Annotated in this window: 17 protein-coding genes; 5 read left to right on the top strand and 12 right to left on the bottom strand. The window is 49.8% G+C overall.

The window, feature by feature from the left end; genetic code table 11:
- Window positions 1–29: 29 nt before the first annotated feature.
- The 9 genes from yacG to carA all read right to left on the bottom strand — a co-directional run bounded on the left by yacG (window position 30) and on the right by carA (window position 10,431).
- A complete protein-coding gene (yacG, locus tag ACTHUF_RS04210) occupies window positions 30–212 on the bottom strand; it encodes a DNA gyrase inhibitor YacG (RefSeq protein WP_070823707.1) in 183 nt (60 codons plus the stop codon).
- Entirely contained in the window at window positions 209–829 is a 621-nt protein-coding gene (gene coaE / locus ACTHUF_RS04205) for a dephospho-CoA kinase (RefSeq protein ID WP_070823709.1), read from the bottom strand. Before coaE ends, yacG begins: the two co-directional genes overlap by 4 nt.
- Window positions 829–1,716, bottom strand: coding sequence for an A24 family peptidase (locus ACTHUF_RS04200; protein ID WP_314553116.1), 888 nt, complete (start codon window positions 1,714–1,716; stop codon window positions 829–831). Before ACTHUF_RS04200 ends, coaE begins: the two co-directional genes overlap by 1 nt.
- A gap of 1 nt (window position 1,717) precedes the next feature.
- Window positions 1,718–2,959 carry a type II secretion system F family protein gene (locus tag ACTHUF_RS04195; protein ID WP_440407207.1) on the bottom strand — a complete coding sequence of 414 codons (1,242 nt, stop codon included), beginning with the start codon at window positions 2,957–2,959 and terminating at the stop codon, window positions 1,718–1,720.
- A 79-nt stretch (window positions 2,960–3,038) separates the two neighbouring features.
- Window positions 3,039–4,718 (bottom strand): type IV-A pilus assembly ATPase PilB, encoded by a 1,680-nt coding sequence (gene pilB / locus ACTHUF_RS04190; protein ID WP_036493391.1) that lies wholly within the window; start codon window positions 4,716–4,718, stop codon window positions 3,039–3,041.
- A 403-nt stretch (window positions 4,719–5,121) separates the two neighbouring features.
- Window positions 5,122–8,337, bottom strand: a complete 3,216-nt coding sequence (gene carB / locus ACTHUF_RS04185; RefSeq protein ID WP_440407205.1) for a carbamoyl-phosphate synthase large subunit — start codon at window positions 8,335–8,337, stop codon at window positions 5,122–5,124.
- A gap of 38 nt (window positions 8,338–8,375) precedes the next feature.
- Window positions 8,376–8,684: a hypothetical protein gene (locus ACTHUF_RS04180; RefSeq protein ID WP_315094140.1), complete on the bottom strand. Its 309-nt coding sequence runs from the start codon at window positions 8,682–8,684 to the stop codon at window positions 8,376–8,378.
- A gap of 266 nt (window positions 8,685–8,950) precedes the next feature.
- A complete protein-coding gene (locus ACTHUF_RS04175) occupies window positions 8,951–9,208 on the bottom strand; it encodes a SemiSWEET family transporter (RefSeq protein ID WP_049331825.1) in 258 nt (85 codons plus the stop codon).
- A gap of 92 nt (window positions 9,209–9,300) precedes the next feature.
- Complete coding sequence (gene carA / locus ACTHUF_RS04170) at window positions 9,301–10,431, bottom strand: glutamine-hydrolyzing carbamoyl-phosphate synthase small subunit (RefSeq protein ID WP_188212057.1); 1,131 nt, start codon at window positions 10,429–10,431, stop codon at window positions 9,301–9,303.
- Between the two features lie 500 nt (window positions 10,432–10,931).
- Here carA and pilC point away from each other — a divergent pair, with 500 nt between their 5' ends.
- The gene (pilC, locus tag ACTHUF_RS04165; protein ID WP_440407202.1) at window positions 10,932–14,396 is read left to right on the top strand and encodes a PilC family type IV pilus tip adhesin; all 3,465 of its coding nucleotides are present in this window, start codon (window positions 10,932–10,934) and stop codon (window positions 14,394–14,396) included.
- A 275-nt stretch (window positions 14,397–14,671) separates the two neighbouring features.
- Here pilC and ACTHUF_RS04160 read toward each other — a convergent pair whose 3' ends face one another.
- The 3 genes from ACTHUF_RS04160 to tal form a co-directional block, all read right to left on the bottom strand.
- Window positions 14,672–15,406, bottom strand: a complete 735-nt coding sequence (locus tag ACTHUF_RS04160) for a LytR/AlgR family response regulator transcription factor (protein WP_003686784.1) — start codon at window positions 15,404–15,406, stop codon at window positions 14,672–14,674.
- 239 nt (window positions 15,407–15,645) lie between these two features.
- Window positions 15,646–16,533 (bottom strand): tRNA glutamyl-Q(34) synthetase GluQRS, encoded by an 888-nt coding sequence (gluQRS, locus tag ACTHUF_RS04155; protein ID WP_440407200.1) that lies wholly within the window; start codon window positions 16,531–16,533, stop codon window positions 15,646–15,648.
- Window positions 16,534–16,685: 152 nt separating this feature from the next.
- Complete coding sequence (gene tal / locus ACTHUF_RS04150; RefSeq protein ID WP_315094152.1) at window positions 16,686–17,741, bottom strand: transaldolase; 1,056 nt, start codon at window positions 17,739–17,741, stop codon at window positions 16,686–16,688.
- A 134-nt stretch (window positions 17,742–17,875) separates the two neighbouring features.
- Here tal and ACTHUF_RS04145 point away from each other — a divergent pair, with 134 nt between their 5' ends.
- From ACTHUF_RS04145 to lptA, 4 genes are all read left to right on the top strand, one after another.
- Window positions 17,876–18,850 (top strand): KpsF/GutQ family sugar-phosphate isomerase, encoded by a 975-nt coding sequence (locus tag ACTHUF_RS04145; protein ID WP_070646357.1) that lies wholly within the window; start codon window positions 17,876–17,878, stop codon window positions 18,848–18,850.
- A 66-nt stretch (window positions 18,851–18,916) separates the two neighbouring features.
- Complete coding sequence (locus ACTHUF_RS04140; RefSeq protein WP_049348781.1) at window positions 18,917–19,453, top strand: KdsC family phosphatase; 537 nt, start codon at window positions 18,917–18,919, stop codon at window positions 19,451–19,453.
- Complete coding sequence (gene lptC / locus ACTHUF_RS04135; protein ID WP_003748335.1) at window positions 19,450–20,031, top strand: LPS export ABC transporter periplasmic protein LptC; 582 nt, start codon at window positions 19,450–19,452, stop codon at window positions 20,029–20,031. Before ACTHUF_RS04140 ends, lptC begins: the two co-directional genes overlap by 4 nt.
- On the top strand, window positions 20,012–20,542 hold the full coding sequence (lptA, locus tag ACTHUF_RS04130) for a lipopolysaccharide transport periplasmic protein LptA (RefSeq protein ID WP_003748337.1): 531 nt from the start codon (window positions 20,012–20,014) through the stop codon (window positions 20,540–20,542). Before lptC ends, lptA begins: the two co-directional genes overlap by 20 nt.
- Window positions 20,543–20,598 lie beyond the last annotated feature (56 nt).

Raw genomic sequence — 20,598 nt, 5'->3', positions numbered from 1 at the left:
TTTGGATAGGCTGAAGGAAGCGGCGTAGGTTATTTGCCGTCCAATAGGTCTGAAAAAGGGTCGTCTTCTGAAGAAACGGTGTATTTTTCTTGTGCCCATTCGCCTAAATCAATGAGTTTACACCGTTTGCTGCAGAAAGGGCGGTAGGGGCTGTCAGTATTCCAAACGACTTCTTTGTGGCAGGTCGGACATTTTACAACAGGAGTGGTCATGCAGTTTCTTTCAGTGATTGTGCAATGGATTGATAGTATTGATGCAGGCGGAAAACCTTGATTTTTGCTTCTTCCAAGCTATGAGTATTGTCCAATACGTCGTCGGCATGAAGCAGTCTGTCAGATCGGGAAGCTTGGGTAGCCATGATTTGGCGCGTCTGCTCTTCTGAAAAACCATTGCGTTGGTGTACGCGTTCGATTTGGACGGACTCTGGAACATCTACAACTAAAATGCGGTCAGTCTCCGCTTTAAATGCCGGATTCTCAATTAAAAGCGGGACATCGACAATGCCGTAGGCAGAGGAAGCAAGCTTTTGTTTCTGCTGTTGGATTTTGTTTAAGATTAATGGCAGAAGCAGCTTTTCCAGTTGTTTTTTAGATTGAGGCCGTCTGAAAACCTCTTCCCGTAAAGCCGTACGATTCAGACGGCCTTCATGATCAAAAACCTCATCGCCGAAAAGCTGGCGGATGGCTGGAAGCGCTTCGCCGTTTTCAGCGGTCAGTGAGCGGCTGATGGCATCGGCATCGATAATGGGTACGCCAAGTTCGGCAAACATTTGGGCGATAGATGATTTGCCGCTGCCGATACCGCCGGTCAAGCCTATCCATAATGTCATTATCGGAATCCTGATTGTATGAGCCACCATTGTACCAGTTGGGTAATAGGTGCATTGGCAACCAAAATAATCCATCCTGCTACAGCGAGGCTGGGACCAAAAGCAAAATACTGACCTTTACCGACACGGGCGATGAGCGCGCCCACCAGCCCGACTAAGGCAGCCATGAAGATCAGAACAGGCAATATCCCTACGCCCAGCCATGCGCCGAGTGCGGCCAAAAGTTTGAAATCGCCATTGCCCATGCCGATTTTACCGGTCAGAAGTTTATAGACAGCGCATAAAGTATAAAGGCTCATATAGCCTGCGATTGCACCCCAAACGGCTGAATGAAGGGGTACGAATGTATCGTTCAGATTAAACAGCAGGCCGATCCAAATTAGGGGCTGAGTCAGGCCGTCGGGCAAATATTGCGTATCGGCATCGATAAAGGTCAGCGCAATCAATATGGCAGTCAGAATCAATCCGCCAATAGTTGCCCATGACCAGCCGTATTGCCACGCAACAATACCGAATAAGACACCTGTCAGCAGCTCAATCAACGGATAGCGTATGCTGATATGGGTTTTGCAGGTGTGGCATTTCCCACCTAGGAAAACATAGCTGAGGATGGGTATATTTTGCCAAATTCTGATCGGACTTTTGCATTTTGGGCAGTGTGAGTCTGGTTTACGCAGATTAAATGGCTGTTTTTCTTCGTCTGTCAGCTCGATGCCCAAATGCTCTTTGGAAAATTGTGTCCATTCATGCTCCATCATTATCGGCGTGCGATAAATGACGACGTTCAGAAAGCTACCAATCAGTAATCCTAAAATAACGGCTAAAGGAATAGCGAATGGCGCAAGAACGGAGAGGGCGTCGATGGCAGAGTAAATACTATCAAGCATATCAACCTACGACATTGCCCAAGTTAAACAACGGCAGATACATGGCAATCAGCAAAATACCGATGAGCGAACCCAATACCACCATGATGATAGGTTCCATCAAGGCAGACAATCGGGAGACGGAGTTGTCTACTTCATCTTCGTAGAATTCGGCTGCTTTGTTCAGCATATCATCCAAAGAGCCTGACTCTTCGCCGATGGCCGCCATTTGAATCACCATGTTGGGGAACATATCAGTACTTTGCATACTGGATGTCAGCGACAGACCTTGGGTTACCTTGGCGCGGATGTCTTGAGTGGCTTCTTCATAGAGAATATTGCCGGATGCGCCTGCAACTGAATCTAATACTTCCACCAAAGGAACGCCGGCCGCGAAGAGGGTAGAAGTCGTACGCGCCCAACGGGCAATGGTCGCTTTACGGACGATGGTACCGAAGATAGGCAACCTCAAAATCAAAGCATCGATTCGCTTTTGGAAGGTGGGCGATTTCTCATGGAGTTTGTACAGGCCGAAGGCGGAAGCAATCAAAAGGATGATCATAATCCAGCCGTAATCGACAAATAAATCGGACAAGCTCATGACGAGTTGGGTAAGGCCTGGCAGCTCTGCACCCATATTGGCATAAACTTCTTTAAAGGCAGGCAGTACAAACATCATCATGATGAAGATAAGCGCGATGGCCACCACGATAATGGCAATCGGGTAGGTCAGCGCGGTTTTAACCTTTTTCTTAATGGCTTGGGTTTTTTCTTTATAGACAGCCAGTTTATCTAATAGGCTTTCCAGCACACCGCCGGACTCGCCTGCGCTGACTAAATTGCAATAGAAACGGTCGAAATATTTGGGATATTTGGAGAACGATTTACCCAATGCGCTACCTTGTTCGACATCGGAGCGAACCTGCATCAGCATTTCGGTCATGCTCGGATTGGAGTGGCCGCGCGCAACGATTTCGAAAGCCTGCATCAGTGGCAAGCCTGCCTTCATCATCGTTGCCAGTTGGCGCGTAAACACTGTGATGTCTTCTTGGGTAATACGGCGTTTGCGTGCGGTTTTGACTTTGCTGATGCGCAAAGGACGAATGCCTCTGCGCTGGAGTTTTTTGCGTGCCTCTTCTTCGTCTTTGGCAACTACTTCGCCGCGGACAAGACGTTCGGTCTCGATGTTTTTTCCTTCAAATGTAAAACGCTTACCTTTGCTTCTTGAACCGAACAGACTTCTATTTTGCTCTGCTTGAGCCATGAGTTATCCCTTGTTAGTAAGAAATAAAGCGGACTGTTTCCCCGTGCCGCTTTATTGTAATTTTCGAAAATATGGCAGTTTAGTCATTGGTATGAGCAGTTACTTCTTCCAACGAAGTCAGGCCTTGCATGACTTTCATGAGGCCGGCGCGACGCAGGTCTACCATGCCTTCCTGATAGGCCATGTTCATGATATCAACTTCTGTACCGTTGTTCATAATGACTTTTTGCATTTCATCGCTGACCGGCATGACTTCATAAATACCGACGCGGCCTTTAAAGCCTTTGCCGCGGCAGCTGTCGCAACCAACCGGGCGGTAGAGTTTCCAATCTTGAGCCAAGTCCGCATCGGTAAAGCCGGCTTTTTTCAATGCCGGAACCGGCGGGCGCTCCACTTCGCGTTTGCAGTTTGGACACAGTCTGCGCAACAGCCTTTGCGCCATAATCAGGCTGACCGAGCTGGCGATGTTGAAAGGCGCGACACCCATGTTCAAAAGGCGGGACAGCGTGGCCGGTGCATTATTGGTATGCAGGGTAGAGAAAACCATGTGGCCGGTTTGGGCAGCTTTAATGGCGATGTCGGCGGTTTCCAAGTCACGAATCTCACCGACCATAATAATATCAGGATCTTGACGTAAGAAGGATCGGAGTGCGGTGGCAAACGTCAGGCCTTGTTTTTCATTGACGTTGACTTGGTTGACACCCGGCAGGTTAATCTCGGCCGGATCTTCTGCCGTCGAAATATTCACATCTTCCGTGTTCAAAATGCTCAGGCAGGTATAGAGCGAAACGGTTTTGCCCGAACCTGTCGGACCGGTAACCAACACCATGCCGTAAGGGCGGTTGATGGCCTCAAGCAGCATTTCTTTTTGGAAAGGCTCTAAGCCGAGCTGGTCGATATTGAGCGATGTACCATCGGAATTTAGGATACGCATCACCACTTTTTCGCCGAACAATGTCGGCAATGTGCTGACACGGAAGTCAATCGGACGGCCGTGTTTGTGGAAGGCAATTTGAATTCTACCGTCTTGCGGAATACGTTTTTCGGAAATATCCAAACGCGCCATCACTTTGATACGCGATGCCAACTGACCGCGTACGGCGACAGGCGGCTGTACGACTTCGCGCAGTTGCCCGTCCACGCGGAAACGGACGCGCGCCATTTGCTCGTAGAATTCAAAGTGGATGTCTGATGCACCTGCGTTTAGGGCATCGGATAAGGTTTTGTGGATGAAGCGGGGGATAGGGCCATCTTCAGCTTCTTCATTATCGATATAAAGCGATTGAGATTGCTGCGTTGCTTCATGTTCTTCGTTGATTTCTTTCAGAATAGTGGTCGAACGCTGACCCAACCATTCTAGCAAGGAGCTAAGTTGGTCATCGGGAACCACTACCAAATCAACGCTTAGACCTGAAGAAAAAGCGATTTTTTGGAAGTTTTGGATTTGAGTCGGATCGGATACGGCGAAATAAACCTTGCGTCCGCGTTTGAAAATCGGAACGCAACGGTTTTGCACCATTTGCTCTTCCGTCAGGATGTCGCTGACTACATTATTGCGCGGGTAATAGTGTAAATCCAAAAGGGGATAGCTGAATACGCGCGCAACCAATTCGCCCAAGGCTTTAGGGGTGATGATGCCGTCTGAAAACAAGTCGGGCAGGATTTCTTTGCCCGATTGTAAAAGGCTGTTGTAATGTTCCGCTTGTTGATTTGAGATGGTTTGGCTTTGGACCAAAACACGCAATAATCCGACACTCATTTTATTTTCCGTTTCTTGTGCAGTTTTCCCTTTAATTTAGAGGAAAGCCGTATTATTTTATCATTATTATGATTAAAGCATATGGTTAATTATGCAAATCTGCTTAAGTTGCAAAGACATGCTTCTGCTTTAATTGTATTTTTCTTTCAGACGGCCATTATAAAGCAAGGAGAATAGGCGTTAAACTCAATATTTTGGGATGATGATGAAAAAACAACAATTTTGTCGTATGAATCCGATCAATAACGAAATTATATTTCATGTTGTTATTGCTTGTTTGGAGATGGCAGAAAAGGTTGTTTTGATGGACAGACGGTTGGAATTTGAAATATGAAAAGGCCGTCTGAAACTGAGTAATCAGGTTTCAGACGGCCTTTTAACTATTTAAATCCGATAGGATTGATTAGGCTTTGTTTTTCAGACGGCCATGCAATTCCTGTACGCTGTACACGCCCAAGTGTTCGCGGCTTTTTGCGCCTTCGCTCATGGCTTCGCCGCCGGCGATGGTGGTGTATTGCGGTACGCGTTGGGTGAGGGAGGTGCGGCGGATGCTGTGGCTGTCGGTAACAGATTGCACTGTGCTGCCGACGGTGTTGACCACCAGTGCGATTTCGCCGTTTTTAATTGCGTCCACGATGTGTGGGCGGCCTTCCTGTACTTTGTTGACCGCTTGCACGATGATGCCGTGTTCTTTCAAGTATTCGGCGGTACCGCGTGTGGCGCAGACACCATAGCCGAGTGCTTGGAAGTTTTGTGCGGTTTTGACGATGAGCGGTTTGTCTTCGTCGCGTACGGCGAGGAACACTTTGCCTGTTGTACTCAAGCGTTCGCCTGCGCCGAGTTGGGCTTTGAAGTAGGCTTCGCCGAAGCTTGCGCCTACGCCCATGACTTCGCCGGTAGAGCGCATTTCAGGGCCGAGAATGGTGTCCACACCTGGGAATTTGATGAATGGGAACACGGCTTCTTTAACAGCGTAGAAGTCTGGGATGACTTCTTTTTCTACGCCTTGCTCTTTCAGCGAAATGCCTGCCATCACGCGTGCGCCGACTTTGGCGAGCGGTACGCCGGTGGCTTTGGATACGAACGGTACGGTACGGCTGGCGCGTGGGTTCACTTCCAGTACGAAGACCACGCCGTCTTGTACGGCAAACTGTACGTTCATCAAGCCGACCACGCCCAGTGCGTATGCCATGGCTTTGGTTTGACGGCGGATTTCGTCTTGAATTTCTTCGTCCAATGAGTATGGAGGCAATGAGCAGCCGGAGTCGCCGGAGTGGATACCTGCTTGTTCGACGTGTTGCATGATGCCGCCGATCACGACATCTTGGCCGTCTGAAACGCAGTCTACGTCCACTTCGATGGCGTTGTTCAAGAAGAAGTCGAGCAATACGGGGCTGTCTTCGGAAACTTGTACGGCTTCGCGCATGTATTTTTGCAACTCTTCGGCAGAGTGAACAATCTGCATGGCGCGGCCGCCGAGTACGTAAGAAGGACGTACAACCAACGGATAACCGATTTCTTCGGCTTTAACGAGGGCTTCTTCTTCGTTGTGGGCGATGCGGTTGGGCGGCTGGCGCAGACCTAAGTCGTTCAACACTTTTTGGAAGCGTTCGCGGTCTTCGGCGGCGTCGATGCTGTCGGCGGACGTACCGATGATGTTCACGCCGTTTTCAACCAATGCGTTGGCGAGTTTGAGCGGGGTTTGACCGCCGTAATGCACAATCACGCCCCACGGGTTTTCGGTGCGGACGATTTCCAACACGTCTTCCAGCGTCAGCGGCTCGAAATACAGGCGGTCGCTGGTGTCGAAGTCGGTGGACACGGTTTCGGGGTTGCAGTTCACCATAATCGTTTCAAAGCCCGATTCGCGCAGGGCGAGCGCGGCGTGAACGCAGCAATAGTCAAACTCGATGCCCTGACCGATACGGTTCGGGCCGCCGCCGAGAATCATCACTTTTTTACGGTCGGAAGGGCGCGCTTCGCATTCTTCTTCGTAAGTGGAATAGAGGTAGGCGGTTTCGGTGGCGAACTCGGCGGCGCAGGTATCGACGCGTTTATAGACGGGATGCAGGTTCAGCGCGTAGCGGTGTTCGCGCACTTCTTTTTCTTTTACGCCCAAAAGCTGCGCGATGCGTTTGTCGGAGAAGCCTTTGCGTTTCAGACGGCGTAAGGCGGCGAAATCCAAATCTTGCAGGCAGCCTGCACTTACCTGCCGCTCTTCTTTCACCAAGTCTTCGATTTGCGCCAAGAACCAAGGGTCGATGGCGCAGATTTCGTGGATTTCTTCCAGCGTGAAGCCCGCGCGGAACGCGTCTGCCACAAACAGCATACGTTCAGGGCCGGGGTTGGCCAGTTCGCGGCGGATTTCGGCTTTGTCGGAGCTTCTCGGATTGAAGCCGCACAAGCCTGTTTCCAAGCCGCGCAGGGCTTTTTGGAAGCTTTCCTGAATCGTGCGGCCCATCGCCATCACTTCGCCCACAGATTTCATCTGCGTGGTCAGGCGGTCGTCTGCGGCAGGGAATTTTTCAAACGCGAAACGCGGGATTTTGGTCACGACATAGTCGATGGAAGGCTCGAACGACGCAGGCGTGCGGCCGCCGGTAATATCGTTGCGTAACTCGTCCAGCGTAAAGCCGACCGCCAGCTTTGCCGCCACCTTCGCAATCGGGAAGCCCGTTGCTTTGGAAGCCAACGCGGACGAACGGCTCACGCGCGGGTTCATCTCAATCACAATCATTTCGCCGTTTTCAGGGTTCACTGCAAATTGCACGTTCGAGCCGCCCGTGTCCACGCCGATTTCGCGCAATACCGCCAACGAAGCGTTGCGCATGATTTGGTATTCCTTGTCCGTCAGCGTTTGCGCCGGCGCAACCGTAATCGAGTCGCCCGTATGCACGCCCATCGGATCGAAGTTTTCAATCGAGCAGATAATGATGCAGTTGTCGTTCTTGTCGCGCACCACTTCCATCTCGTACTCTTTCCAGCCGAGGACGGACTGCTCAATCAGCAACTCATGCGTAGGCGACGCATCAAAACCGCGTTCGCAAATTGCCAAAAATTCGTCTTTATTGTAGGCAATGCCGCCGCCCGAACCGCCCATCGTGAAAGACGGACGAATAAGGGTAGGGAAGCCGACCTGTTCTTGCGCTGCCAAAGCTTCGTTCATCGTGTGGCAGACAAAAGATTTCGGGCAGGAGAGGCCGATTTTTTCCATCGCTTCCTTAAAGCGGCCGCGGTCTTCCGCCTTGTCGATCGCGTCTTCCGTCGCGCCGATTAACTCGACATTATATTTCGCCAACACGCCGTTGCGCGCCAAATCCAGCGCACAGTTCAGCGCAGTCTGGCCGCCCATCGTGGGCAGAATCGCATCAGGACGCTCTTTGGCGATAATCTTCTCCACCGTCTGCCACATAATCGGCTCGATGTAGGTAACATCTGCCATTTCAGGGTCGGTCATAATCGTGGCGGGGTTGGAATTCACCAGAATGACTTTATAGCCTTCTTCACGCAAAGCCTTACAGGCCTGTGCGCCGGAATAGTCAAATTCGCAGGCCTGACCGATAACGATAGGGCCGGCGCCGATGATAAGGATGGATTTTAGGTCGGTACGTTTGGGCATTTTACTTTCTCACACGATATTCAGGTTTTTAAATTTCATTATTGAGCAACTATTTCATAACCAAGAGTTTGCTTAACATGGTCAATAAACTTTTCAATACTATCTTTTCTCCATTGTGAACAAACTGCTATTTGCTCACCATTTTTTAATTGGATGATTTCTTTATCCTTAATATAAAATCTACCTTCTTTTTGATAATCCTTAAGCTCACCAAATATATTTAATACACCATTTGAGCCTTGTAATTTTTTAGGGAAAATTTGACTCAATTTGGCAAAGTCGGCTTCTGGGTGGTCTTCACAATATTTTCTAACAACTTCCAAAACTAAACGGCCTTTTGTTAGCAAGCTGTAGCCCGCATGGTAGGGTGTGTGCGGTACGCACGCACGCGTTCCCCATTTTCCCTGCGACCCCAACCCACCGCGTGCGTGCCTTGCGGCATACACTCTACCGATGGATTCAAAGGTCGTCTGAAAAAAACGCTCGCGGCGTTTGTTTCATCTGCCTTTCGATAAAAAGCTACCTGAAAAATTCCTGCCGTTGATATTTTGATGACTCTTTTTCAGACGACCTTTTGCGTTTTAATTTTACACAGGGGCGTCTGAAAACTTCCTTAAAAACTAGTGACAAACGTAATCAAGCCCAAAATGATGCCCGGGGCGTTTGCCAGCATGACGGGGTAGTCGCGTTTTTCTTTTAAAAAGCCGTAGGCAACCCATAATGTGCAGTTGATGGCGGCGACGAGGGGTTGCAGCGGCGAGCCGGGGTTGCCTGCCAGGTTGTTTTGGATTTGCGGGATATAGGAAACGTACATGCCGACGGCGGTCAGGGTGGCGACTACGGAGAGGATGCGCATTTGTTTTTCAGTCATGGGAGTTTCCTTTCTGACTTGAGTTACAGGATTTTGAATCGCTTGATTTTCAGACGGCCTGCCGGATTTGACGGCCGTCTGAAAAATTCGCTTTATTGCTTCGCCGCTTTCATATTGTCAATGAATTTGTCAAACAGATAGCCGACATCCTGCGGGCCGGGGCTGGCTTCGGGGTGGCCTTGGAAACAGAACACGGGTTTGTCGGTCAGCTCGATGCCTTGCAAGGTGTTGTCGAACAAGGATTTGTGGGTAATGCGTGCATTGGCGGGCAGAGTGTCGGCATCGACGGCGAAACCGTGGTTTTGGCTGGTAATGACGACTTTGCCGCTGTCCAAATCTTGCACGGGGTGGTTTGCACCGTGGTGGCTGAAGCGCATTTTCAGGGTTTTTGCGCCGATGGCGAGGCTGATCAGCTGGTGTCCCAAGCAAATGCCGAAAATCGGTTTGCCGCTTTCCATTAATTTTTGTACGGCTTTGATGGCGTAGTCGCAAGGCTCGGGGTCGCCGGGGCCGTTGGACAGGAATACGCCGTCAGGATTGAGTGCCAATACTTCTTCCGCGCTGGTTTGTGCGGGAACGACGGTCAAGCGGCAGCCACGAGAGGCGAGCATGCGCAGGATGTTGGTTTTCACGCCGAAATCGTAGGCGACGACGTGGTAAGGCTGTTCGGCAGGGGTAACGAAACCTTTGCCCAATTCCCATTCGCCTTCGGTCCATTCGTAAGTTTCTGTGCAGGAAACTTCTTTTGCCAAGTCTTTGCCGACCATGCTGCCGAATGCGGCAATCAGTTCTTGTGCTTTTTCAACCGTGGCATCTGCACCGGTCAAGATTGCACCGCCTTGCGAGCCTTTTTCACGCAACAGGGTGGTCAGGCGGCGGGTATCGATGTCGGCGATGGCGACGGTTTTGTTGCGTACCAAATAGTCGTGCAGGCTTTCGGAGGCTCGGAAGTTGCTGTGCAAGAGCGGCAGGTCGCGGATAATCAAACCGGCGGCGTAAACGCTGCGGCTTTCTTCGTCTTCGGCGTTGGTGCCGGTGTTGCCGATATGTGGATAGGTGAGGGTAACGATTTGTTTGCAGTAGGACGGGTCGGTCAGGATTTCCTGATAGCCGGTCATGGAAGTGTTGAACACGACTTCGCCGGAAGTCGAACCTTCGTAACCGATTGATGTGCCGTGAAATACGCTGCCGTCAGCGAGAACGAGAAGAGCCGGAGTGGTCATGATGGAATCCTGTTTGCCTGATGATGGTCGGTTCGAAAAAAATGGGTCAGGCCGTCTGAAAAATAAAAATTGTTTACAAAAAAGACAGCCTTCGGAAATCTCGGCTAAAAAAAAACACGCTCCGCAGCTTTGATTTTGCTGTGTAACGTGCTTTTTCAGACATAGCGGTCTATGCCGTAGAAGCAGTGTATTTTAAGTCAAAATGATAGGAATTTCAAGCATAGAGCAAGGAGTCGATAATTTAAAAATGTTTTACCTTTACGGGACAATCCCTTGCTTTTGGAATGCCTGATGAGTAAGGTTGAACTAAATATCCAGTCGGGCCGTCTGAAAACTGATCAGGCAGATTGTTTCATTTTTGTTGTGTTTGAAATGCAGGCGTAGGGAAATTCAGCCGAATCAAACATGAAACAGGCTGTTTATGCTAAAATCGTAGCATTATAAAAAATAAAAACAATGTCATTTTTAGCTGAGATTATCCGATGAAAAAAGAACACATTATGCAAAACGCTCCATCAGGCCGCCATCGCCTCATTCATGCAAGCGTCGCTTCCGCTTTAGCGCTTATCAGCTTTTCCGTTCAGGCAAATACGCAGCAATTTGCCAAAGTCCCGTTTTACCTGCAAAACGAAACTGCCGTCAACGGCCAACCCAAAGTCAAACACAATATTATGTTTTTGATTGATGACTCGGGCAGTATGTTGGCTGATGCAAAGGGTGATTATCATGCTCGAGATGAGCAAAAAAAAATCAATATTGCAAAATCGGCATTAAAGCAGGTTTTGGCGCAATATAAAGATCAGTTTAACTGGGGTTTGCAGACTTTGCACAATAATCCTCGGTATTGGGTATGGGATGAGGAAAAAAGGAAAAAGAATAATGCTATTTACGCATATGCAGAACTGCCTAGACCCGACGATACCAAAGGCGATATGAAAGATTCTGAGGGTTTTACGGATGGTTCCGCAGGTCGCAACTGGGAATATGTCAGTAAGAAGGTAGACGGAATGTTGGCTTATCAAGGTACGCCGACAACGCGCCGTTATTATGAAGTCGTCAAAAATTTCGTCATCCCCAATATCAAATATCGCTGCCAGAAATCTTATGTTGTTGTGGTATCTGATGGTGATGCGAACTTAAGTTGTAGTAACCAGTCTTCTGGTGAGGATCCGAGTAAATCGCGTAATACCAGCTTTAACTATGACCGAAAATATTATTATTCAAACTATTACCGTGCTATTGAGCGTAGCTCGGATGATATCTATGAATATTTCGGGCCGTCTGAAGTAAAAGCTTATGAAGATAAACATGGACAAGGCAAATATTTTTCAGGAAACGGACTTGCAGGATATTTTGATCTGCCGATTTATGACCCGAGATTGAATACTCCTGATGGGGAGAAAAAGTTCCAATGTCAATATACTGACTATGCAAAAGATAGCTTTGGGCGTTGGGTTCTTTTAGGTGAAAAAGATGGTAAGCAAGAAGTTAAAGGTCTTGGCGAAATTATTGTTCCTTATTGGGATAGAAACTATAAGGATGAAAAACGCGGTATGCGTTTCTTTAGCCAGACTTTGGCAGAGAAAGATATTAAAACTGCGGCAAAAGATGGTGTAGATGCTGCGGGTAAGAGTTGGGATGGCGATCCAAGCGATCCTAAAGGTGCGGATTATAGCAAGCAATTGGTTCAGACCTTCACGGTAGGTTTTGGTAGTGAAATTTCTAATATAGGTAAAGAGTATCTGCAAAAAGGCGCTAGCCGTCCTGATTGGTATTTCAATGCTGCAGAACCGGAAAAGTTGGTTGATGCCTTTAAAACTATTGTTAGCAATATTGAAAGTGACAGCCAAAATACGAAATTTGAAGGAGTATCCTCTACTGCGCCTGCAACGACCAGTACAGGTATTCCCGATATGGCGGCAACGGTTCATTTGAATACCGGCTCTTGGAGCAGTCAATTGCGGTTTTATAAATTAAACCGTGATGGTACGCCTATCAATACGACAGAGTTTGTTCTGCCATCATTTAATAACCGCCTTACTTTGGTTAATGATGGCAGTAAAACCTATTTCATCGATAGAATTGCAGACAATGAGGCTAAAAATGCCGATTTTGGTATTTCAGACGGCAGTGCAAAAGATAAGTTGGAATGGAAAAATGCATTGCTGAAATGGACTGGTCGAGCAGGTAGTGATGAAGCCATCAAAGCGGATGCGGAGACAAAAGGTTATAGCCAGTCTTATCGAATTCGTCCGACAGATTCTGCTGATTCAAGTAAAGATGAACGTAATTTAGGCGATATTTTAGACGGTTCGGTTGCAGCTATTGGCGATAAGCGCGACAACCGTCAAGAGTTTTTGGTCGCCGCTGCTAATGACGGCATGGTACATATTTTCCGTAATGGTACGACTAGCAATCCTTATGACTTGAAACTCAGCTATATTCCGGCAGGCATAGAGCGTGAGGACGACCAAGGTCAAGCGACAACTTTGGGCAAGGTTCTGAAAGATGTCGCTCGCGATGGTTACGGCTCCAGCACGCCGCACCGCTATATGGTTAATGGTGGTTTTGTTCTCCGCCAAACGCCTGATAAGCAAACCTTTATGTTTGGTGCGATGGGTCAGGGTGGACGCGGTGCGTATGCGTTGAATATCGGTGCAGTGGCGAACAGTGACCGTAGTGGTTGGAATACGACTGTACCTTTGTTTGAAACAGAAAAAGGCTCTGGCAATAAGCTGGGCTATACCATTGGTTCGACACAAATCGGCCGTGTTTCCATTAAACGCAATGCTACCCCGGTTAATCTGGAATCTGATGTACGTTATGCAGGCTTCTTGGCCAGCGGCTATCGTACTGAAGATGTGAACAGTGCCGATAATGAAACGGCCTTGTATGTCTATGATATGACAGGCAAAGAGGCTGGGACGAAAGGTACAGGAAGTAATGTTTCTGACGCCGGTAAGCTCTTGGCTAAAATTCCTGCACCCAATGGCAAAGGCGGCCTCTCTACCCCTACTTTGGTAGATACCGATTTTGACGGCATTGTCGATATTGCCTATGCCGGCGACCGTTACGGCAATATGTTCCGTTTCGACTTGAGTGGCGAAACGCCTTCCAAATGGTCTGCGCAGATGATTTTCCAAGGTTCGGGTAATCAACCGATTACGTCTGCGCCTGCGGTATCACGCCGCGGTAAAGACAAGTATGTCGTTATTTTTGGTACGGGTAGCGAGATTTACCATAGCGAGCTGGATGTAGCGACACAGAACAATGCGGTTTACGGTATCTATGACGATACTTCCAAAGAAGCTGTCTTGGCTAAAAGTGATGAGCTGACCGGTCAAACTGTCCAAGCGGACGGTGAATATATTTCTGTTACCAACAATAAGGTCAGCGAAGATCAAAAAGGTTGGAAGCTGGCGTTGGGTTCGGGTGAGCGGGTAACTGTCAAACCGACGATGATTTTGCGTACGGCGGTGGTAACTATTCGTAAATACAAGCAGGAAGTCATACATACAAATTCTTCCAGTGCCGATGTTTGTCTGCCCGACAGTACGTCCACACAAACGACTGCGAAAACGATTATTCTGGGTGTAAATGCGGAAAATGGCGGCCGTTTGGGTTTGCGTGATGCGCGTATTTCCGATAAAAACCGCCAATTCATCAAACGTGAAAACAACGGCCAAGTCTATTACGCCAGCGGTATGGTGTTTGACGGTGTGGTCAACTTTACTTATCTGAATGGCTCTAAGGCCGATGATTCTCCGGTAACCGCCGATGGCGATAGCGGCGGCACGGGTACGGATAAAGAGTTGAACGCTACGCCGAGTGTGCCAAACAATAAATGTTTTGCAACCCAAGCCGAGCGCAGTCTATTGACCAACTCTGATAAGATGCACAGTCTGAAAGTAGAAGGCCGGAAATGCGGACTTAAACGCATCAGCTGGCGTGAATTGTTCTTTTAACCGATAGGGATTGAATATCGAGGCCGTCTGAATTGTTCAGACGGCCTTTTCTGTTGTGTGGTAGTAATTGAGAGATGTTGGATTAAAAAAATAGAAAACCTTGTTTGTGGGTAAAACGGTTTGATTAAATTAAAAGTCTGGATAAGTCCAAACGGTAGGTTTTAGTCGTTTCTTTTTTCTGCTTTCTGTTATTGAAATGAGAAGTTAAAAGGCCGTCTGAAAAGATATTTTCAGACGGCCTTTGATTTAAAAAGAGCTAGTTAAAGAGCGCATTGTTAGATGCTGTTTTTAATGATTTTCCGCAGGGTGGACAGTTGTCGGCGGCTGACGGGCAACGGGGTCGGAATATCGAGAATTTTTGCGCCCCATGTGGATGCGTATTCGTCGTTTTCGTCATCGTCCAATCGAATCAGGCTGTCGAGGGTGTGGCGGAAGACGAGGGCGTTGCGGTGGATGCGGATGACTTTGTCGCCCAGCAATTCTTCCCAGTAAACCAATGTTTTTGGTAATTCGTAGCTGTGGCCGTCGCCGGTAAACAGATAGACGGTTTTGTGTTCCGCCATCAGATAACGCGCCTGTTGCCAGGGGATTTCAACCATGCGCTCGCGGTTGTACACTTTGAAATGGGTGAAACTGTCTGCTTTTTCGCGGTTTTTCTCGATGATGCGGTCAAGCGCGGTTTGCAGGCGGGTCATTTTGATCGGTTTGAGCAGATAGTCTGCGGCAGCCAGCTCAAACGCGCGCAGGGCGTGTTCTTCGTAGGCTGTGGTGAAGACAATCTCCGGCTGGCGTTTGGCGGTACGCTTGATGCGTTCGACAAACTCGAGACCGTCGATTTCCGGCATGCCGATGTCGGCAAAGACGATGTCGACTTCGTGGACGCTCAGCCACTCCAATGCTGGCATGGCATGGTGAAAGACGTTGAGCAGTACGACATTGCATTCTTCCAATAATACACGCAAGCGTTCTGCTGCTAATACTTCGTCTTCTACAATAATGGCACTTGGCATAGCGGTATTTCTTTTTGTTGTATCGTGGGAGATCTGCCGCGCTTTGTCATCCTCAATAACGCGCCAGCCGTATGTTGTTGCAATCTTGAAATTATCACTTCGCAACAATTTTAGGAAATTTTTAAAATATACATGATTTTTCGCTTCTTGGGCGTGATTTGGAATGAATCTGAAGATTACTTACATAATTTTATGAAATATTGTAATACCTAGAGTAATTTTGTTGTAATCGTGCTAATTCATTTCGTGATAATGGACGATTTTGGGATTTTGTTCATTTGCCAGTGCACCACCGACCAATCGAGTAATTCTTGCGGACGGTTTACGGCGGGGGCATCGGGTAGGTTGAGGTAGGTTAGGACTTGGCGGAGAAGTTGTTCTTTTTGATTCAAATCCAAAGCCGGGGCAAGGGTTTGTTTCGACCACTTTTGTCCTTGGCTATTGGTCAATAGCGGCAGGTGGGCGTAGGACGGCGTGGGAACGCCGAGGCATTGTTGCAGATAGATTTGGCGCGGCGTGGAAACGAGCAAATCTTGGCCGCGGACAATATGCGTTATGCCTTGATCGGCATCGTCGGCAACCACGGCAAGCTGATAGGCCCAATAGCCGTCGGCACGAAGCAGGACGAAATCGCCGATGTCGTGTGCCAGATTTTGTGCGTAATGTCCGACAATGCCGTCTGAAAAATCGATCACGCGATCGGGGACTTGAATGCGCCATGCCGGCGTTTTGTTTTGCGTGTCGGGTCTTTGCTGAGGAACGCGGCAACGGCCGTTGTACACAAATCCGTCTGCGCCCTGAGTTGCCGCCGCCTGCCAGTCTTTGCGGCTGCAATAGCAGGGATACACCAGCCCGGCTGCTTTGAGGCGGTCGAGTGTGTCTTGATACAGGCCGTAACGGCGGCTTTGATAGGCGACTTCGCCGTCCCACTCAAAACCGAAAGCCTCAAGCGTGCGTAGAATGTCGGCAGCAGCGCCGGGCATTTCGCGTGGGGAATCAAGGTCTTCAATGCGGACCAGCCATTTGCCCTGATGAGTGCGCGCGTCGGCATAGGAGGCGACGGCGGTCAGCAGGGAGCCGATATGAAGCAGGCCGGTAGGGCTGGGGGCGAAACGTCCTATATACATGGCAGGGTGTTTGTGTAGGGCAGGGTAAGTATGCCTGCGCGGTATTTAAATCGTGATAGAAAAGGGCGTGCCGTACACGCCCGAATATGGGTTTCAGACGGCCTGAGACTTTTCAAAATGATTTAAGTTTCTCGGCCGTCTGTTCAATCTGCTTAAGCCAAGGGAGCCAGCAGTTTGGCGAAAGCGTCTTCAAATTGTTTCAAACCGTCTTCCTGCAAACGCGTTGCCAAAGTTTCGACATCAATGCCGAGTTTGGCGGTTTCGGCAAGCTGCGCTTGGGCTTCGTCTACACCTTCGGTCAAAGTGGCTTTGGCGGTGCCGTGGTCGATAAAGGCTTTGAGTGTCGCATCGGGAACGGTGTTGACGGTATGGGCGCCAATCAGGCTGTCAACGTACAACGTGTCAGGATAGGCAGGGTTTTTCACGCCGGTAGATGCCCACAGAAGTTGTACGCGGTTGGCACCTTTTTCGGTAAGTGCGGCAAATTCGCTGCTGCCGAAGTATTGCGCCCAATCTTGATAGGCGGCTTTGGCCAGCGCGATGGCGATTTTGCCTTTGAGGTGGTCGGGCAGGATAGCGTCCAACGCGGCATCGACACGGGAAATAAAGAAGCTGGCGACAACGTGGATATGGGAAACATCATGTCCCGCTTCCAAACGTTTGGCAATGCCGCGCGCGTAGGCCGCATAGGCTTTAAGGGTTTGGGCACGGGAGAAGAGCAGGGTCAGGTTGACGCTGATGCCGTCTGAAACGAGGGTTTCGAGTGCTTCGATGCCTTCGTCGGTTGCCGGTACTTTAATCATGGCATTTTTACGGCCGATGGCGGCGTGCAGGCGGCGCGCTTCTTCAACCGTGCCTTGCGCGTCTTTGGATAATTCAGGCGAAACTTCGAGGCTGACGAAGCCGGTTTTGCCGCCGGTGGATTCGTGTTCGGCAAGGCATACGTCGCAAGCGGCTTGTACATCGGCAACCGCCATGGTTTCGTAGCGTTGTTTCGGGGTCAGGTCTTGCTGTTTGAGCGCGGCTACTTCGTCGGCGTACAGGGCATCGCCTGCAAAGGCTTTTTGGAAAATGGCAGGATTGGAAGTTACGCCGCACACGCCCTGTTTGAGCATTTCGGCCAATTCGCCGCTTTGTACCAGCGAACGGGAGAGGTTATCCAACCAGATTTGTTGTCCTAATGCTTTAACGTCCGATAAAATAGTCATCTCTGATTCCTTTTACATAATAGGTTTGTTTGTGAAGTGGCGGTAATGCTACGCCGATTCGATGAATTTGAACAGTTTACAGCTGATTAATTTGGGCAAAACAAACCTAAATTCAAGCATGAAAGGCGGCTTTGATGGCGGAAAACACACTTTATCTCGACTGGGCGCGCGATGTATTGGATACGGAAGCCGAAGGTTTGCGTGAAATTGCGGCGGCTTTGAACCATGATTTTGTCCGTGCGGCGGAAGCGTTGTTGCACTGCAAGGGCAGGGTGGTCATTACCGGTATGGGCAAGTCCGGACACATCGGCCGCAAAATGGCGGCAACCATGGCTTCGACCGGCACGCCTGCGTTTTTTGTCCATCCAGCCGAAGCGGCGCACGGCGATTTGGGCATGATTGTGGACCACGATGTTGTGGTTGCCATTTCCAATTCCGGCGAAAGCGATGAAATTGCGGCGATTATTCCGGCGTTGAAACGCAAAAACATCACGCTTATCTGCATCACTGCCCATCCGACTTCCACCATGGCGCGTCATGCCGATATCCATATTACCGCGGCGGTTTCCAAAGAAGCCTGCCCGCTCGGCCTTGCGCCGACTTCCAGTACGACTGCCGTCATGGCGTTGGGCGATGCGCTGGCGGTGGTATTGCTGCGCGCACGCGCGTTCACGCCCGACGATTTTGCGTTGAGTCATCCGGCCGGCAGCTTGGGCAAACGCCTGCTGCTGCGTGTGGCGGATATTATGCACAAAGACGAAGCCCTGCCTGCCGTTTTGTTGGGCACGCCGTTGAAAGAGGCCATTGTCCGCATGAGTGAAAAAGGCTTGGGCATGTTGGCGGTAACCGATGCCGAAGGCCGTCTGAAAGGCGTATTTACCGATGGCGACTTGCGCCGTCTGTTTCAAGAACGCGACAGCTTTGCCGGTTTGAAAGTGGACGACATCATGCACGCTTCGCCGAAAACCATCTCTGCCGACCGCCTGGCCACCGAAGCTTTGAAAGCCATGCAAAGCGGCCATGTGAACGGTTTGCTGGTGGTCGAAGAAAACGGCGTACTGATTGGCGCGCTGAACATGCACGATTTATTGATGGCACGAATTGTCTGAATCGACGGCAAAAACGTTTTCAGACGGCCTTATGCTAGAATAGGCCGTCTGAAATAAGGAAACCTTATGCAAAACCTCTCTTCCGACCTGCAACAACGCGCTTCAGGCATCAAACTGCTGATACTGGATGTAGACGGCGTTTTGACCGACGGCCGCATTTTTATCCGCGACAACGGCGAAGAAATCAAATCGTTCCACACTTTGGACGGACACGGTTTGAAAATGCTTCAAGCCAGCGGCGTGCAAACGGCGATTATTACCGGCCGCGATGCGCCTTCCGTCGGTATCCGCGTGAAGCAGCTCGGTATCAACTATTACTTCAAAGGCATTCATGACAAACGTGCCGCCTACGCCCAATTACGCGAACAGGCCGGTGTGGAGGAGCATGAGTGCGCCTTTGTCGGCGACGATGTTGTCGATTTGCCCGTGATGGTGCGTTGCGGATTGGCGGTCGCCGTCCCTGAAGCGCATTGGTTTACTTTGCAATACGCCCATTATGTAACCCGACGTTCCGGCGGCGCAGGAGCGGTGCGTGAAGTGTGCGATTTGATTATGCAGGCCCAAGGTACGCTTGAACCTGCTTTGAAAGAGTATGTACGATGAAAATCAGATGGCGTTACGGAATCGCCTTTCCGCTGGTGTTGGCCGTTTCACTCGGCGCACTGGCGGCGTGGCTCGGCCGCATCAGCGAAGTGCAGGTCGAAGAAGTCGTCCTCAATCCGAATGAGCCGCAATATTCGATGAAAGGCATCAACGGCAAACGTTTTGACCAAGAAGGCCGTCTGAAAGAAAACCTGAGCGCGGCCGATGCCGTTCAATATCCCAATAGCGCGGACGTGCATTTGGACAAACCGCATCTTTCGTTTTACCGCGACGGCAGCCTGTTGTACGAAGTCGGCAGCGACAAGGCCGTGTACAATATCCAAAACAAAAAAGTCGTTTTTGAACAAAATGTTGTCTTAAACAAAGCGGCAGATGCCAAGCGTTTGGCCGGCATCGTCAAAACCGAACGTTTGAATGTCGATACCGAAGCACAATACGCCCATACCGACAGCCCGGTTACTTTCCAATACGGACAGTCCGGTGGTCAGGCAAACGGCATGACTTATGATCACAAAACCGGTTTGCTGAATTTCCCTTCCAAAGTGAAAGCCACAATTTATGATACAAAAAATTTGTAAAACCTTAGCCCTTGTTGCCGTTTTTGCCGCCAGCCCGGCCTTTGCCTTGCAAAGCGACAGCAAGCAGCCGATTCAAATCGAAGCCGACCAAGGCTCGCTTGACCAAAACAACCAAAGCACCACCTTTTCCGGCAACGTCATCATCAAACAAGGCACGCTCAATATCCGTGCCGGCAGCGTGACCGTTTCGCGCAACGACAAAAGCGAACAGTTGATGAAAGCCACCGGCTCGCCCGTCAAATTCAGCCAAGAGTTGGACGGCGGCAAAGGCGTGGTCAACGGCCAAGCCAATACCGTGACGTATTCTTCCGCAGCCAACCTCGTTACCCTGTCCGGCAATGCCAAAGTACAGCGCGGCGGCGATGTGGCCGAAGGTGCGGTCATCACTTACAACACCAAAACCGAGGTTTACACCATCAACGGCAGCGCCAAATCCGGTGTGAAATCCGCCGCGAAATCCGGCCGCGTCAGCGTGGTCATCCAGCCGTCCAGCACGCAGAAAAACAAATAAGAAAACACACAAAAAAGGCCGTCTGAAAAAGGTTCAGACGGCCTGAGGTCAATATC

The sequence above is a fragment of the Neisseria sp. P0024.S006 genome, assembly GCF_051956595.1.
GTDB lineage: Bacteria > Pseudomonadota > Gammaproteobacteria > Burkholderiales > Neisseriaceae > Neisseria.
This window is presented reverse-complemented; position numbering and strand designations above follow the sequence as displayed.

Excerpts from the sequence above, each read along its gene's own strand:
- yacG (WP_070823707.1), bottom strand. The coding sequence starts at position 212 with ATGACCACTCCTGTTGTAAAATGTCCGACCTGCCACAAAGAAGTCGTT.
- coaE (WP_070823709.1), bottom strand. The coding sequence starts at position 829 with ATGACATTATGGATAGGCTTGACCGGCGGTATCGGCAGCGGCAAATCA.
- ACTHUF_RS04200 (WP_314553116.1), bottom strand. The coding sequence starts at position 1,716 with ATGCTTGATAGTATTTACTCTGCCATCGACGCCCTCTCCGTTCTTGCG.
- ACTHUF_RS04195 (WP_440407207.1), bottom strand. The coding sequence starts at position 2,959 with ATGGCTCAAGCAGAGCAAAATAGAAGTCTGTTCGGTTCAAGAAGCAAA.
- pilB (WP_036493391.1), bottom strand. The coding sequence starts at position 4,718 with ATGAGTGTCGGATTATTGCGTGTTTTGGTCCAAAGCCAAACCATCTCA.
- carB (WP_440407205.1), bottom strand. The coding sequence starts at position 8,337 with ATGCCCAAACGTACCGACCTAAAATCCATCCTTATCATCGGCGCCGGC.
- ACTHUF_RS04175 (WP_049331825.1), bottom strand. The coding sequence starts at position 9,208 with ATGACTGAAAAACAAATGCGCATCCTCTCCGTAGTCGCCACCCTGACC.
- carA (WP_188212057.1), bottom strand. The coding sequence starts at position 10,431 with ATGACCACTCCGGCTCTTCTCGTTCTCGCTGACGGCAGCGTATTTCAC.
- pilC (WP_440407202.1), top strand. The coding sequence starts at position 10,932 with ATGCAAAACGCTCCATCAGGCCGCCATCGCCTCATTCATGCAAGCGTC.
- ACTHUF_RS04160 (WP_003686784.1), bottom strand. The coding sequence starts at position 15,406 with ATGCCAAGTGCCATTATTGTAGAAGACGAAGTATTAGCAGCAGAACGC.
- gluQRS (WP_440407200.1), bottom strand. The coding sequence starts at position 16,533 with ATGTATATAGGACGTTTCGCCCCCAGCCCTACCGGCCTGCTTCATATC.
- tal (WP_315094152.1), bottom strand. The coding sequence starts at position 17,741 with ATGACTATTTTATCGGACGTTAAAGCATTAGGACAACAAATCTGGTTG.
- ACTHUF_RS04145 (WP_070646357.1), top strand. The coding sequence starts at position 17,876 with ATGGCGGAAAACACACTTTATCTCGACTGGGCGCGCGATGTATTGGAT.
- ACTHUF_RS04140 (WP_049348781.1), top strand. The coding sequence starts at position 18,917 with ATGCAAAACCTCTCTTCCGACCTGCAACAACGCGCTTCAGGCATCAAA.
- lptC (WP_003748335.1), top strand. The coding sequence starts at position 19,450 with ATGAAAATCAGATGGCGTTACGGAATCGCCTTTCCGCTGGTGTTGGCC.
- lptA (WP_003748337.1), top strand. The coding sequence starts at position 20,012 with ATGATACAAAAAATTTGTAAAACCTTAGCCCTTGTTGCCGTTTTTGCC.